Origin of the sequence: Bordetella tumulicola, from assembly GCF_965138755.1 — a bacterium.
Classification (GTDB): domain Bacteria; phylum Pseudomonadota; class Gammaproteobacteria; order Burkholderiales; family Burkholderiaceae_B; genus Bordetella_A; species Bordetella_A tumulicola.
On record NZ_CBCSFP010000003.1, the window covers coordinates 168,488 to 182,086 of the forward strand.

A 13,599-nucleotide genomic window follows, 5' to 3' on the forward strand; every position below is an offset into this window, starting at 1 on the left:
CGCCCCATATAATCGGCAAATCTACTCGGCCATCGTGCCGTCCCTATCGATAATCGTTCCTTTCCACCATGCATTTTCCCATCGTCGCTCTGATTGGCAGATATCAGGATACCGGGCTGGACGCGCCGCTGCGCATCCTGGCCGAGACGCTGGTGCAAGCCGGTCGTCGGGTGCTGATCGAGGCCGACACCGCCAACAACACGGGCATGCACGACTACCCCAACGCCAGCTTGAAGGAAATTGGCGAGACCGCCTCGCTGGCCGTCGTCATGGGCGGTGATGGCACAGTGCTCGGCGCCGCCCGCACATTGGCGCCCTATGGCGTGCCCTTGGTCGGCATTAACCACGGCCGCCTGGGCTTTATTACCGACATCCCCCTGCAAGAAGCGCAAAACGCGCTGTCCCGTGTCATCGAGGGCAACTACCAGGCCGAAGACCGCATGCTCCTAGAGGGCAGTGTCTGGCGCGGCGATCAATTGATGTTCTCCGCGACCGCGCTGAACGACGTGGTGCTTAACCGCGCGGGACGCGGCGGCATGATCGAAGTCCGCGTCGAAGTCGACGGCGGCTTTATGTATGGCCAGCGCGCCGACGGCCTGATCATCGCGACCCCGACGGGGTCAACGGCCTATGCGCTATCGGCCAATGGTCCGATTCTGCATCCGGGGCTGGATGCCATGGTGCTGGTGCCGGTGGCGCCGCAGACCCTGTCCAATCGGCCGATTGTGATTCCTGGCGACGGCGTGCTCAGCATGACCCTGACCGCCATCGGTCGGGTCGAGGTCGGTGCCAGTGTGCATTTCGACATGCAGACCTGGTCTGACTTGCAGCCCGGGGACCGTATTTCTGTACAGCGCGCGCCGTACACGATCCGGTTTGTGCACCCAGAGGGCTATAGCTTCTTTTCAACCCTGCGTCGCAAGTTGCATTGGAATTTAATGCCACAGGCATCCGACAGCGTGGAATAACCGTACCAGCTATGTTGCGCATCCTGCATATTCGCGATTTCGTCATCGTCGAACAGGCCGAGATTCACTTCGGCTCAGGTTTTACCGTTTTTTCAGGCGAGACTGGCGCCGGCAAATCCATTCTGATCGATGCCCTGGCCTTGGCGCTGGGCGGCCGCGCCGACGCGGGGGTATTGCGCGAGGGCGCGACGCACGCCGATATCACGGCCCTGTTCGAAATCCCCGACGGGCTGCGCGGCTGGCTGGCCGAACGCGACCTGGACACAGGCGACGAACTAGCCCTGCGCCGTGTCATTGACGCCCAGGGTCGCAGTCGTGGGTACATCAATGGCATGCCGGCCACCCTGACGCAATTGCGCGAACTGGGTGACAACCTCGTGGATATTCACGGGCAGCACGCCCACCAAAGCCTGATGCGGCCAGACGCGCAACGCGAACTGCTCGACGCCCACGGCGGTCATGCCCCGCTGCGTCAGGCCGTCGCCCAGGCCTGGAAAGACTGGCGAGNGCTCGCGCGCCAACTCGACCTGGCGGAAAAANNCGCCGCCGGACTCGCCGCCGAACGCGAGCGCTTGCAGTGGCAGGCCGAAGATCTCGATCGACTGGCGCTGCAACCCGACGAATGGGACGCCTTGCAGACCGAGCAATCGCGCCTGGCACACGCCCAATCGCTGCTGGATGATGCGGGACAAATCCTGGAAGCCCTCGATGGCGAAAATGACTCGGCGCTGCAACGCTTGAATAGCGCGCAGCATCGCTTGCAGCACATGCTGCGACACGATGCCGGGCTGCATGGCATTGCCGACGAGATCGAATCCGCGCGCATTGCGATGGCCGAAGCCATCTCCGATCTGAACAACTACGTCAGCCGCGTCGAGCTCGATCCCCAACGCCTGGCCGAGGTCGATACCCGCATGAGCGCCATATTTGATACAGCGCGCAAGTACAAGACCGATCCCGAAGCTTTGCCCGCGCTGCGCGAAACAGTGCACACGCAATTAACCGATCTGCAAGCGGCGGCCGACATCGACACCCTGCGTACGCGCGCCGAAGCGGCAGCGGCGCAATACGACACAGCAGCCCGTCAATTATCTGGCGCGCGCGCCAAAGTCGCAAAAAACCTGGGCAAGCAAGTCACCCAGGCCATGCAAACGCTTGCCATGCAAGGCGGACGCTTTGAACCCGTCGTTTCACCAGGCACCCCTTCCGCACAGGGCAGTGACCACGTCGAGTTTCTGGTAGCGGGCCATGCCGGGACGTCGGCGCGTCCGCTGGGCAAGGTCGCCTCGGGCGGCGAGCTCTCCCGGATTTCCCTGGCGCTGTCTGTGATTGCCAGCCGCGCCGCACGTGTTCCCACCCTGATTTTCGACGAGGTCGACAGTGGCGTGGGCGGCGCTGTCGCCGAAGTCGTCGGTCAACTACTCAAGGAATTGGGTGAGCGGCATCAGGTCTTGTGCGTCACCCACCTGCCTCAAGTCGCGGCCTGCGGCAACGCGCAGTATCGCGTCAGTAAAAAGGAAACGAGGGGCACTACGCGCTCGCAGATTGCAGAGCTGGCCCCCGATCAGCGGGTCGAGGAAATTGCCCGCATGCTGGGCGGGATAAAAATCACCGCCACCACACGCGACCATGCGCGTGAAATGCTAGGGGGACTGGCCAGCCAGCCGTCATGCTAGATAACAACCGCTGGCCGTGCCTGACAGGCTTGAAAAGCCCACAGGCAGGAACGCCCCCATCGCCAAGGCTTTAACGCGTCTTGTGGCAGTCGCTGCAGATCCCGTAGAGCACCATGGCGTGGCTTTCCAGGACAAAATTGTTGTCTTTGGCAACTTTGTGTTGACGCTTTTCGATGTCGGCATCGGAAAACTCGAGCACCTTGCCGCAATTCGTGCAGATCAGGTGATCGTGGTGATCGCCGTCGTTCAACTCGAAGACGGCCTTGCCGCTGTCAAATTGGCTGCGGCTCAGGATGCCGGCCTGCTCGAATTGCGTCAGCACACGGTATACGGTCGCCAGGCCGATTTCGACGTTTTCGCCGATCAGCGCACGGTAGACGTCTTCGGCACTCAAGTGCCGCTGGTCTGCCTTGCGAAAAATGTCCAGGATCTTCAGGCGAGGGAAAGTCGCCTTCAAACCCATGTTTTTCAGTTCACTTTGGTCTGTCATGGTGTAATCGCTCTCTTTCCGCGGTGGCTGGGGCTGGGGATTGCGGCGCGAAACTGTAAGCAGCGCACCGCCCTTTTCCGCTGCCCACGGAGCTACCGCATTGTGAAACCTTTATGATAACGGTTTTACCCGCTTTAAATCACAGATAGGGGCGCTTGGTGTCCAACATTGCACGTATTCCGACCCGTTTCCTGAAAACCGCGCTGGCCGCCGCCGCCGTTGCCGCCGCAGTGGCGGGCTGCTCGTCCGACAAATGGGGCTTTCCGTACAGGGCGCCCGTTCAGCAGGGCAACTGGATCACTCAAGAACAAGTCGCCCTGCTGCAGCCTGGCATGACGCGTGAACAGGTGCGCTTTGCCCTGGGCAGCCCCACGTTGACCAGCGTCTTGCACGCGGATCGCTGGGACTACCCGTATTACTTCAAGCCTGGCTACGGCGAACCCAGCGAGCGCAAGTTCACGGTCTGGTTCGAGAACGACCTGCTGGCGCGCTGGGAAGGCGACAAGCAACCTGAGCTGCAACCGTTCCAGCTGGATGCCGAGGGCAAGCCCCAGGAAAAAACTGACGAGCAGATCGACGCGGAAACCGCGCGTCAAAACGCCGAAATCCCCCAATCGTCCCAGCCCGCCGATGCCGCGCAATTGCCGGCATTGGGGACGCCCCCGGGGGGCGCTCTGCCGGCCGAAAACGCCGACACCACCGTCTCCCAGCCCATGCCCGATGCCGGTGCCACCGCGCCTCAGCCCGCTCCCGATACCGCCGCGCCCCAGTCTGCGCCGGATGCCGGCAGCGGTATCACCGCGCCCGGCATGTCGGGCTCCGAAATGTCGGCTCCGGGTGCAGCGTCGCAGCCGGAGCCCGCCGCACCTCAGCGACGAGAGTTACGAATCAATCAGCCGTCTGATTCCGTGAACTCAAGCAATCAACCCACCGGCGGCGCCGAGCCGCTACGTTGATCCCTGCCGCACAAGGAAAGAACATGCGTATTGCTATTGCAGGCGCTGGCGGCCGTATGGGCCGCATGCTGGTCGAAGCCGTCCTGAACGCGCCGGACATGGAACTCACTGTTGCACTTGGCCGCGACGGTTCGCCCACCATCGGTCAGGATGCGGGCGCCTTTCTGGGACGCGACACGGGCGTCGTCATTACGGATCAACTCGATGCCCTGGCCAATGCCGACTGCCTGATCGACTTCACCCGTCCCGAAGCGACATTGGCCCATCTGGAAGCCTGCCTGCGACACGGCACCCGTATCGTCATCGGCACAACGGGATTCGATGACAACGGCCGTGCCGCCATTGATGTGGCGGCACAAAAAATCGGTATCGTGTTTGCTCCCAACATGAGCGTCGGCGTCAATGCAACGCTCAAGCTGCTCGACGTGGCCGCGCGCATTCTGAAGTCCGGCTACGACGTCGAGGTCTTCGAGGCTCACCATCGCAACAAGGTCGACGCGCCCTCCGGCACGGCCCTGAAAATGGGCGAAACCATTGCCTCGGCCTGGGACGTTGCGTTACCGGATGTCGCGACCTGGACTCGCCATGGCGACACCGGGGTACGCCAACCCGGCACCATCGGCTTTTCTGTCGTACGCGGTGGCGACATCGTGGGCGATCACACGGTGTATTTCTGCGGCGCGGGCGAACGCATAGAAATCACGCATCGCTCGGGGAGCCGGGCCACCTATGCCGAAGGCTCATTGCATGCGGCACGCTTTCTGCAAGACAAAAGTAAAGGCGTGTTCGATATGCAGGCGGTGCTGGGGCTCTAGCGCACTAACGCCAGCCAAAGCATTGTGCTGCACCCGAGGGCTTCGATCTGAAGCCCTTATTTTTTTCCACTATCGCGCCACACGATGGGCTCGGGATCCAGCGTGACCTGATAGCGCGCGGCGACATCGCGTTGGATAGCAGCCGCCAGGTCCATGATATCGGTGGCCGTCGCGCCGCCTTTATTGACCAGCACCAGGGCCTGCCTGTCGTGAACGCCCGCACGCCCCAGTTGCTTGCCCTTCCATCCACACTGATCGATCAGCCAGCCTGCGGCGAGCTTGTATCGGCCGTCGGGTTGCGGATACGACACGAGCCCGGGATGCTGTGCCAACAGCGCATCGCGAGCCGTCGCATCCACCAGGGGATTCTTAAAAAAACTGCCGGCATTACCCACCACCGCTGGATCGGGAAGCTTGTCGCGACGGATCTGGCAGACGGCCTCGAAAACAGAACGCGCGGTCGGCGTAACACCCTTCGTGGACGTTGACGCGCCGGCACGCCCGGATCCCGCCAGACCGAAATGACGCTGCAAGTCGGGGTATTCCAATACGGCTCGCCATGGTCGCGGCAACGCAAAACGAACCGACACAATGATCCAGGTACCGGGCGCATCGTGCTTGAAAACGCTATCACGATACGCAAAGCCACACTGCGCCGCGCTCATTTCCACGAGCTGGCGCTGATGCACGTGCCAGGCGGTCAGCCCCGAAAATCGATCCGCCAGCTCAACGCCATAAGCACCGATGTTCTGGACAGGCGCCGCGCCTACAGTACCCGGAATCAACGCCAGATTTTCCAGGCCATCCCAGCCGTGTTCCACGCACTTGGCGACAAAATCGTGCCAATTTTCGCCCGCCCCCGCCTCGATAATCCAGGCATCCGATCGCGCCTCAATCAGGTGTACACCGGCCAAGGCCACCCGGGCCACCAGACTGTCGATATGGGTCGGCAGCACCATATTGCTGCCCCCGCCCAACACCAGCAGGCCCGGATACTGGCTGACCAGATCGGACAATGCGTTCAGTTGATCCACAGAACGCAAGGTCACAAAAGCATCGGCTCGGGCCGGCAAGCCCAGCGTATTAAACGGGGCAAGATCCTGGCCGGACGGCGTGAGGGAGGGTTCAGGCGAAACCTGAGAAAAATCGGGCATGAAAACAAGTGAGGGCTGAGAGCGCACCCAATGTTAACAGCAGCCTATCCGTTTTTTTCCGCCGTAGCGGGCATCCTGACGCTCTCGGAAAAAAGCCTCGTACGTCATGGGCTCTTGGTCGGGATGCGTACGCCGCATGTGCTCGACATAGTTTTCATAGTCGGGCACCCCTACCATCAAACGCAATGTCTGGCCCAGATAGCGACCGGCAGAGCCGGCCGCCGCGCCCAGGTTTGTAAACAGCATACGGCGTCTCCGTGGATCAGTTGCCGCCTGCCACGGCGGGCAGCGGCTCGTACGCGGTTTCGTGCGACGACGCGGAGTGCTGAGCGCGAGCCTGCAACACCGAGCGAATACCGAACACCACAATACTGACTACGACAAACATGAAGAGGCCGCACAGCGCAGCATCGACGTAATCGTTAAACACCACCCGACGCATTTCATCCAGCGAGTGAGCGGGTGCAAGGACTTGTCCTTGGTCGATCGCCGCGTTGTATTTTGCGGCATGCGCCAAGAAACTAACCTTGGGATCGGCGTCGAAAAGCTTCTGCCAGCTAGCCACCATCGTGCACACCAGCAACCACAACGTCGGCAGCACCGTGACCCATGCATAGCGGTCACGCTTCATCTTGAACAACACAACCGTACCTAGCGTCAACGCAATGGCGGCCAGCATCTGGTTGGCAATACCAAACAACGGCCACAGGGTATTAATCCCCCCCAGCGGATCCACCACACCCTGGTACAAGAAGAAGCCCCAGGCGGCCACACACAATCCCGTCGCGATCAAGCTGGCGGGCAACGATCCTGTGCGCTTGAACGACGGCACAAAGGTACCCAGCAAGTCTTGCAGCATAAATCGGCCGGCACGCGTCCCCGCGTCAACGGCGGTCAGAATGAATAGCGCTTCGAACAGAATGGCGAAGTGGTACCAGAAGGCCATCATGCCTTCGCCGCCAACCACCTCGTGCAAAATCTGCGCCATCCCGACGGCCAATGTTGGCGCGCCGCCCGCACGCGAAATGATGGTATTTTCACCGACGTCTTTCGCCGTTTGCATCAAATCAGCCGGCGTCACCACAAAGCCCCAACTCGAGACTACCTGTGCGACCTGCTCGGGCGTCGTGCCGATCAATGCCGCCGGGCTATTCATTGCGTAGTAAACGCCCGGTTCGATCACGCAAGCCGCCACCAGCGCCATCACCGCAACAAACGACTCCATCAACATGCCGCCGTAACCGATATAGCGAGCCTGCATTTCATTTTCGATGAGCTTGGGCGTGGTGCCCGACGCAATCAGCGCGTGAAAACCGGATACCGCGCCGCACGCGATCGTGATAAACAAGAACGGAAACAAATTGCCCGACCATACCGGACCGCTACCGTCGACAAACTGAGTCAGCGCGGGCATTTTCAGTTGAGGGGCAACCACCACGATACCAATCGCCAGCCCCACGATCGTGCCGATCTTGAGAAACGTCGACAGATAGTCACGCGGCGCCAGCAGCAGCCACACAGGCAACACGGCGGCAATAAACCCGTAGACGATGAGGATCCAGGTCAAGGCCTTGCCATCGAAATCAAACCACGCGGACAACACCGGGTGCTGTGCCACGTCTTGCCCAAACACAATCGCAGCCATCAACAACACGAAACCGATGATCGACACCTCGCCGATCTTGCCCGGCCGCAGATATCGCAAATACACCCCCATGAACAGCGCGATGGGAATAGTGGCGCCCACCGTGAAGGTACCCCATGGCGAGTGGGCCAACGCCTTGACCACGATCAATGCCAACACGGCCAGGATGATCACCATGATCATGAAAGCGCCGAACAGGGCGATGACGCCCGCCACGCTACCCAGTTCGGCCTTGACCAGTTCTCCCAGTGAGCGGCCATCGCGCCGCATCGAGATGAACAGCACGACGAAATCCTGAACCGCGCCCGCAAACACCACGCCGGCCAGCAACCATAGGATGCCCGGCAGATAGCCCATTTGCGCAGCCAGTACCGGCCCGACCAGCGGACCCGCTCCGGCAATCGCGGCGAAGTGGTGGCCAAACAATACGTGCTTGTTGGTAGGCACATAATCGAGCCCGTCGTTATGTTTCCACGCCGGCGTCATCCGGGTAGCGTCCAGCTTCAACACCTTGTTGGCGATAAAACGGCTGTAATAGCGGTAGGCGATCAGATAAACACAGACGGCCGCGATCACGATCCACAGCGCGTTGATGGTTTCGCCACGAGACAGCGCTACCGTACCCAGCGCAAATGCGCCCAAGACGGCAATCGCCAGCCAGGCCAGGTGATGACCTAGCCCTTTACTGCTGGTATTCATACATTGCTCCTCTAGCCCCCGCCAAGGCAAAGCGCAGTCGTACCAAGGCTTTGTGGGTGGGCAGACGTTGTGTTGTTGCTGGGCGTGCATGTGCGCACGCCCCTGCGCCCTATCGGCGCAGGCGGTAGTATTTCAATTGGATTCATGCTGAACAAGCGAAGTACTACGTAAATTAACTACGTACTATTACGGATCGCACCGCAGCAGCATTCGGCCAAACCTTTAAAATCCATCAAACAGTATGCCCAGATGACAAGGCTCTCCGAGTGTTGTGCATCGCATCAAATTTGTTCTTCGCACCTCGATGAAATTACGCCTGAAAATACTGCTGTTGGCCGTTGTACCCCTGCTGATCGCCGTCACCGCAATCACGGCAGCAGTCTATGTCCAAGGGCTACAACTAGCGCAACGCGAAAAACAGGTCGTAGAACAAGCCTGGCTCTCCAGCAAAGAAAGTGAACTGCGCCACTATGTCAGCCTGGCCTACAGTGCGATTGCACCGCTCCAGGAATCGGGCAACGACGACGTGACCCGGGCGCGCGCCCTGGCCCTGCTGGCACAAATGGAGTTTGGCCACGATGGTTATTTTTTCGTCTATGACCTGCAGGGTAAAAACCTGATGCACCCCCGCCAGCCCGAATTGGTTGGGCGCGATCTCTGGAACCTGCGTGACGCCGACGAGCGCCCCGTGATCCAGAACTTACTCGCCGCAGCTCGCCAAGGCGGTGACGAAGGCCAGGCCATCCGTTATCAATGGGAAAAGCCTTCCACCCACCAGACCATGGAAAAGCTGGGCTACGTTCGCATCATGGACCGCTGGGGCTGGATGCTGGGCACGGGCATATACCTGGACGACGTCGAACAAGCCCTGACACGCATCGACGCGGCCGCTCAAGCCAACATCCGCAATATGTTGATCTGGGTAGGCGCCATTGTCGCCGCGTCGATATTGGGGATCACCGCTTTCGGCCTGGCATTGAACATCCGCGACCACCGTCAGGCAGATGCCAAGCTACGACTCATGGCGCAGCAAGTGGTGCGCTCACAAGAAGACGAACGGGCCCGGCTGTCTCGCGAGCTGCACGACAGCATCAGCCAAATATTGGTCTCTATCAAACTCTCGTTAGAGGCCGCCCGCGAACGTCTACAAACCCACACGCTGGACCCACAGACCCTGACGCTGATTGATCGACCGCTGTCCGGTGCGCTGGATCGCCTGAACACCGCCGTGGGCGAGGTCCGCCGGATCTCGCATAATCTGCGCCCAAGACTCCTGGACGATCTCGGACTGCCCGCCGCCCTGGACCACCTGGGCCGTGAATTTGCGGCGCTTCATGAAAACGGCGAGCCGCCGCTTGATGTCCAACTGCACATGACGGGTCAAGTACGCCCATTGCCCGAATCGCACGCCACGGCGCTGTTTCGTATCACGCAGGAAGCCCTGACCAACGTCATCCGGCATGCACAGGCCACACGCGCAGACATCACACTCGACTACGACAAGCGAAGCGTGCGCATGACCATCGCCGATAATGGCGTCGGTTTCGATTACCCGGACGAGCAGGCAGATCCCCAATTCGGCATCGGCCTGCGCAACATGCGCGAACGCATGGTGTTACTGGCCGGTACGTTGACCTGCCACGCCAGCGACCAGGGCACCGTCCTTCAAGCCTGGCTCCCCCTCCCCGCCGGAGAACCCTCCGCCGCCGCTAGCGCGGCCCTGCAGGCCTAATATGACCCAAGCCTCCGACACCATCCGACTACTACTGATCGACGACCATCCTCTGGTGCGCGACGGACTACGCCTGCGTCTGGAAACCGTGCCACGACTGGAAGTCATCGGCGAAGCCGCAAACGCCACGGCCGCCCTGGCCTTCCTGCAAGAATGTCTGGCTGGGCATCCCCAGGGCAACACCCTGCCTCACCTGATCCTGATGGACCTCAATATGCCCGGCATGGGCGGCCTGGCCTTGACCGCGCAATTGCACGAGCAATACCCACAGATCGCCGTCCTTGTGTTGTCCATGCACGATAGCGCCGAATACATCGTCCAGGCCGTCAAGGCCGGCGCTCGCGGCTATCTGCTTAAAGACGAACCTGCCCAGGAAATCGTCACGGCCATCCACGCGATCATGGCGGGCCGGATGTACTTCAGCGCCTCGGCCACCATCCACCTATCGGAAACCAATGCGCCAGCCATCCTGCTGACCCAGCGCGAACGCGACGTTTTGCGGCACATCGCGCGCGGCCATGCAAACAAGCAGATTGCACAGGACCTGAATCTATCGGTACGCACCATTGAAACCCACCGGCTGAATATCAAGCGCAAACTCAATATCGAAGGCCAGGCCGAGTTGATCAAATACGTGGTTGAACACCGGAATCTGTGACGTCGCCAGGTCAACGATTCAAACCCGCCACAGCCACCAAGTCGAACACCCTATGCAGTGACGCCCGACTTTGTGGGGAGCCATTCATTCTCAACGTTTCGCCACGGCGATGAGTGCGGTTGAAGGAATCGGAAGAATTGATCGATCACCCGCCCGTTGGCGTACCTCCGCGATCACCGCCGCTTTGTCTACATCGCTCAGGCTAGTCCAGTCCGGGGACATGCCGAATAGCGTATCGGGCTCGTCGAGCGCCGAGATTTCCAGCAGATAGTCGTGGGTCACCGCCTCAATTTGTGGATCGTGATAGCCCGCCGCGATCAGTTCGCGCGCGAAATCCCCTGGATCATTTAACGCCTGTACAGCCTCAGGCATGGTCATTCCCGCAAGTTCGGGAAATAGCTTCTGCCGTATTTGACCAAGCAGCAGGAAAGTCGCCGCGCCCTGGCTCTGCCACGTCGCCACCACGCCGTAGCCGCCGGGTCGCGTCACCCGCCGCATCTCTACCAGACCCTTGCGCCAGTCGGGGAACATGATCACGCCGAAGATCGAAAAGACGGCGTCGAAACTCTCGTCAGGCAAATCAAGCGCCTGTCCATCCATCACCCGCGTGTCGACATTAGGCAACCCCGCAGCGGCGACGCACGCAATCATGCCGGGCGAAAAATCCGTTGCCAGCACCTTCGCCCCAGTACGCGCCGCCGCCAGCGCAAGCGCACCCGTTCCGGTTGCCACATCGAGCACATCGCTCTCGCGCGTGAGCGCAATACGAGCGAGCGCCGCCTCTGCGAAGCGTGCGGTGAACCGATGCGCGGTCTGTTGATACGTGCGGGCAGCCTTGTCCCAATGATCCGCGTTTTCGTATTCTTTCATTTCATAATCTCCACAAATCACGTAACATCATAAGTATCATGATTATGCGTGTTTGCCAACCTCGAGAGGCATGCGAAGGATAAAAGAATGCGAAACGACAGCCGCCTTTCCCGGATGTTGCATGTGCTGCTCCATATGGCTCGGCACGACGGACCAATGACGTCAGAGGCAATCGCCGCGATGCTCAAGACCAACCCGGTCGTCGTCCGCCGCACCATGGCCGGCTTGCGCGACGCCGGCTATGTTCGCTCGGATAAAGGACATGGCGGCGGTTGGATTATCACGTGCGATCTTGAGCGCATATCACTGCTGGACATCCATCGTGCGGTTGGTGGACCCAAGATATTTGCGATCGGCAACGAACCATCCAGCCCAGGCTGCGCGATCGAGCAACTCGTCAACGAAGCACTGGAGGACGCCCTGCGCGATGCTGAGACACTGCTGATCAAACGACTGGGCGCGATCAGTCTCGCCGAATTAAGCCGCGGCCTCGAAACGCGCCACGTCGCCGCGCACTAAATTCGAACAGCATTTCCGCGGGTGGTAGTGAAGCGATCCACACTCACTTGCACACCCAAAAAAAGTCATATAGAATCTCGCTTCTTTGCTGCTGACGCACCGTTAGCTGCAACGCGGGAGTAGCTCAGTTGGTAGAGCGCAACCTTGCCAAGGTTGAGGTCGCGAGTTCGAGACTCGTCTCCCGCTCCAATTTATGATTACAGACTTCCATTGGCGTCTGTAAGTTGTTGAAAAAGGAGCTTCGGCTCCTTTTTTCATTCCAGCAAGAGCCGCCGGAATCCAGAACAAATGAATAAGCATTGAGACGGCGCTCCATTTCACATGGATGCCCCCCCTGCCGATGGGGCTTATGCTCGGTCGGATCTAGTCCGCAACCGCTTGTGGCGTTGGTACCGGGACGAAGGACTCGACCAGACCCTGGACGACCTATCGCTTCGAACCCGGCGGCCTGGCCGTGATTACGGCGGGACGCCGGACCGTGCTGGGCTACCGCCATCGGCCTCGTGGGCTAGTGCGCCGCGCTCCTCATCGCCCGCCCCCAGCACGGCCGCCAATATGGACTCTCGCCGCTCTACTCGCAGAATACCTTGCAACGCACGGCCACGACCAACTTCAATATTGCCGATAGCCAGCCCTAGTACGTACACCCTCTTTACTCACCAATCGAAATGATCTGGTTTAGTTGTTCGCACGCGGCCAGGAATACGTCTTGGGGGGCGTGCTTCCATGGATGAGGTTTAGCACCTCTTGCACGCCAATCGAATGATTTGGGCTGATGCGCCAAAACATAACTCGTGACATTCTTCCGGCCTTTGAACTTGATCGCGAAAGGATTGCTATCGTTGTACTCAGCCGTCGTCATGGGTAAACCGATAACAATACTCGTCTTCTCATTAAACGCCATAGGAGATAGAACCAACATAGGATGCATGTTCTTCATCTCCCGACCAACCTGAGGATTACAGTCGATCCAAATAATGTCGCCACGATCTGGCGCCCAAGCTGCCTTCGCCATCAAAGGGTCTCCGCGCCTACAGGGGAGACCGCCATCGCCTCGCCGCCGTGTTTAGCCGGATCGAACTTCTGAAGCTTTTCCGCAAGAGTGAGTTTGCGCGGCCCAACCGGCTTCACGGTGACACCGATCTCATCCGTTGTCACCTCTACCTCGAGGCCCGCCTCGAAATGCGCCGAACGCGCGACTGCCGCAGGAATTCGAACGGCCAAACTGTTTCCCCACTGCTGGATCGTAAGCTTTGCGGTCTTTGCCATGATGCCAAACCTCCTGTAATGTATCAACAAGTATATACGTGACAACGCGATGTATCAACACGTCTATACATAACGCCTGTGCATTGAAAGGTGGTGTCCGCCGCGCAAGTACGCTTGTTAAGTCACCAGCATCGTCGAAATACCCTTC

The 13,599-nt window shown here is 59.9% G+C and carries 14 protein-coding genes, 1 tRNA gene and 2 pseudogenes; 9 read left to right on the forward strand and 8 right to left on the reverse strand.

What is annotated here, in order from left to right:
- Window positions 1-68 precede the first annotated feature (68 nt).
- The 3 genes and pseudogenes from ACNAZS_RS11025 to ACNAZS_RS11035 all read left to right on the forward strand — a co-directional run.
- Window positions 69-968: an NAD kinase gene (locus ACNAZS_RS11025; RefSeq protein ID WP_415789194.1), complete on the forward strand. Its 900-nt coding sequence runs from the start codon at window positions 69-71 to the stop codon at window positions 966-968.
- 11 nt (window positions 969-979) lie between these two features.
- On the forward strand, window positions 980-1,475 hold a 496-nt coding region (locus tag ACNAZS_RS11030), incomplete at its 3' end, for an AAA family ATPase (RefSeq protein WP_415789196.1).
- Between the two features lie 34 nt (window positions 1,476-1,509).
- A pseudogene (locus tag ACNAZS_RS11035) lies at window positions 1,510-2,644 on the forward strand (DNA repair protein RecN); the annotation flags it as partial.
- A gap of 70 nt (window positions 2,645-2,714) precedes the next feature.
- On the opposite strand, the gene fur reads toward ACNAZS_RS11035, so the two are convergent.
- Entirely contained in the window at window positions 2,715-3,134 is a 420-nt protein-coding gene (gene fur, locus ACNAZS_RS11040; RefSeq protein ID WP_415789198.1) for a ferric iron uptake transcriptional regulator, read from the reverse strand.
- A 203-nt stretch (window positions 3,135-3,337) separates the two neighbouring features.
- Between fur and ACNAZS_RS11045 the strand changes: the two are divergent.
- Window positions 3,338-3,730 (forward strand): annotated as a pseudogene (locus ACNAZS_RS11045) (outer membrane protein assembly factor BamE); the annotation flags it as partial.
- 383 nt (window positions 3,731-4,113) lie between these two features.
- A complete protein-coding gene (gene dapB, locus ACNAZS_RS11050; protein ID WP_415789200.1) occupies window positions 4,114-4,905 on the forward strand; it encodes a 4-hydroxy-tetrahydrodipicolinate reductase in 792 nt (263 codons plus the stop codon).
- A 56-nt stretch (window positions 4,906-4,961) separates the two neighbouring features.
- Here dapB and murB read toward each other — a convergent pair whose 3' ends face one another.
- The 3 genes from murB to ACNAZS_RS11065 are packed head-to-tail and all read right to left on the reverse strand — an operon-like array spanning window position 4,962 to window position 8,403.
- A complete protein-coding gene (murB, locus tag ACNAZS_RS11055; RefSeq protein ID WP_415789202.1) occupies window positions 4,962-6,059 on the reverse strand; it encodes a UDP-N-acetylmuramate dehydrogenase in 1,098 nt (365 codons plus the stop codon).
- A 33-nt stretch (window positions 6,060-6,092) separates the two neighbouring features.
- Window positions 6,093-6,305: a YbdD/YjiX family protein gene (locus tag ACNAZS_RS11060; protein WP_415789204.1), complete on the reverse strand. Its 213-nt coding sequence runs from the start codon at window positions 6,303-6,305 to the stop codon at window positions 6,093-6,095.
- 16 nt (window positions 6,306-6,321) lie between these two features.
- Entirely contained in the window at window positions 6,322-8,403 is a 2,082-nt protein-coding gene (locus ACNAZS_RS11065) for a carbon starvation CstA family protein (RefSeq protein ID WP_415789206.1), read from the reverse strand.
- A 304-nt stretch (window positions 8,404-8,707) separates the two neighbouring features.
- On the opposite strand from ACNAZS_RS11065, the gene ACNAZS_RS11070 reads away from it, so the two are divergent.
- On the forward strand, window positions 8,708-10,135 hold the full coding sequence (locus tag ACNAZS_RS11070; protein WP_415789208.1) for a cache domain-containing protein: 1,428 nt from the start codon (window positions 8,708-8,710) through the stop codon (window positions 10,133-10,135).
- A 1-nt stretch (window position 10,136) separates the two neighbouring features.
- Window positions 10,137-10,793, forward strand: a complete 657-nt coding sequence (locus ACNAZS_RS11075; RefSeq protein ID WP_415789210.1) for a response regulator — start codon at window positions 10,137-10,139, stop codon at window positions 10,791-10,793.
- A 90-nt stretch (window positions 10,794-10,883) separates the two neighbouring features.
- Here the strand turns inward: ACNAZS_RS11075 and ACNAZS_RS11080 are convergent, their stop codons facing one another.
- Complete coding sequence (locus ACNAZS_RS11080; protein WP_415789212.1) at window positions 10,884-11,663, reverse strand: class I SAM-dependent methyltransferase; 780 nt, start codon at window positions 11,661-11,663, stop codon at window positions 10,884-10,886.
- A gap of 87 nt (window positions 11,664-11,750) precedes the next feature.
- Between ACNAZS_RS11080 and ACNAZS_RS11085 the strand changes: the two genes are divergently transcribed.
- Complete coding sequence (locus ACNAZS_RS11085) at window positions 11,751-12,182, forward strand: Rrf2 family transcriptional regulator (protein WP_415789645.1); 432 nt, start codon at window positions 11,751-11,753, stop codon at window positions 12,180-12,182.
- 113 nt (window positions 12,183-12,295) lie between these two features.
- Window positions 12,296-12,371, forward strand: a tRNA-Gly gene (locus ACNAZS_RS11090).
- Between the two features lie 269 nt (window positions 12,372-12,640).
- On the opposite strand, the gene ACNAZS_RS11095 is transcribed toward ACNAZS_RS11090, so the two are convergent.
- From ACNAZS_RS11095 to ACNAZS_RS11105, 3 genes are read right to left on the reverse strand one after another with little or no spacing between them, the layout of a single operon-like run.
- The gene (locus tag ACNAZS_RS11095) at window positions 12,641-12,829 is read right to left on the reverse strand and encodes a hypothetical protein (RefSeq protein WP_415789214.1); all 189 of its coding nucleotides are present in this window, start codon (window positions 12,827-12,829) and stop codon (window positions 12,641-12,643) included.
- A 5-nt stretch (window positions 12,830-12,834) separates the two neighbouring features.
- Entirely contained in the window at window positions 12,835-13,197 is a 363-nt protein-coding gene (locus tag ACNAZS_RS11100) for a type II toxin-antitoxin system PemK/MazF family toxin (protein ID WP_415789216.1), read from the reverse strand.
- Window positions 13,197-13,451 carry an AbrB/MazE/SpoVT family DNA-binding domain-containing protein gene (locus ACNAZS_RS11105; RefSeq protein WP_415789218.1) on the reverse strand — a complete coding sequence of 85 codons (255 nt, stop codon included), beginning with the start codon at window positions 13,449-13,451 and terminating at the stop codon, window positions 13,197-13,199. Before ACNAZS_RS11105 ends, ACNAZS_RS11100 begins: the two co-directional genes overlap by 1 nt.
- Window positions 13,452-13,599: the final 148 nt, after the last annotated feature.

Excerpts from the sequence above, each read along its gene's own strand:
- ACNAZS_RS11025 (WP_415789194.1), top strand. The coding sequence starts at position 69 with ATGCATTTTCCCATCGTCGCTCTGATTGGCAGATATCAGGATACCGGG.
- fur (WP_415789198.1), bottom strand. The coding sequence starts at position 3,134 with ATGACAGACCAAAGTGAACTGAAAAACATGGGTTTGAAGGCGACTTTC.
- dapB (WP_415789200.1), top strand. The coding sequence starts at position 4,114 with ATGCGTATTGCTATTGCAGGCGCTGGCGGCCGTATGGGCCGCATGCTG.
- murB (WP_415789202.1), bottom strand. The coding sequence starts at position 6,059 with ATGCCCGATTTTTCTCAGGTTTCGCCTGAACCCTCCCTCACGCCGTCC.
- ACNAZS_RS11060 (WP_415789204.1), bottom strand. The coding sequence starts at position 6,305 with ATGCTGTTTACAAACCTGGGCGCGGCGGCCGGCTCTGCCGGTCGCTAT.
- ACNAZS_RS11065 (WP_415789206.1), bottom strand. The coding sequence starts at position 8,403 with ATGAATACCAGCAGTAAAGGGCTAGGTCATCACCTGGCCTGGCTGGCG.
- ACNAZS_RS11070 (WP_415789208.1), top strand. The coding sequence starts at position 8,708 with ATGAAATTACGCCTGAAAATACTGCTGTTGGCCGTTGTACCCCTGCTG.
- ACNAZS_RS11075 (WP_415789210.1), top strand. The coding sequence starts at position 10,137 with ATGACCCAAGCCTCCGACACCATCCGACTACTACTGATCGACGACCAT.
- ACNAZS_RS11080 (WP_415789212.1), bottom strand. The coding sequence starts at position 11,663 with ATGAAAGAATACGAAAACGCGGATCATTGGGACAAGGCTGCCCGCACG.
- ACNAZS_RS11085 (WP_415789645.1), top strand. The coding sequence starts at position 11,751 with ATGCGAAACGACAGCCGCCTTTCCCGGATGTTGCATGTGCTGCTCCAT.
- ACNAZS_RS11100 (WP_415789216.1), bottom strand. The coding sequence starts at position 13,197 with ATGGCGAAGGCAGCTTGGGCGCCAGATCGTGGCGACATTATTTGGATC.
- ACNAZS_RS11105 (WP_415789218.1), bottom strand. The coding sequence starts at position 13,451 with ATGGCAAAGACCGCAAAGCTTACGATCCAGCAGTGGGGAAACAGTTTG.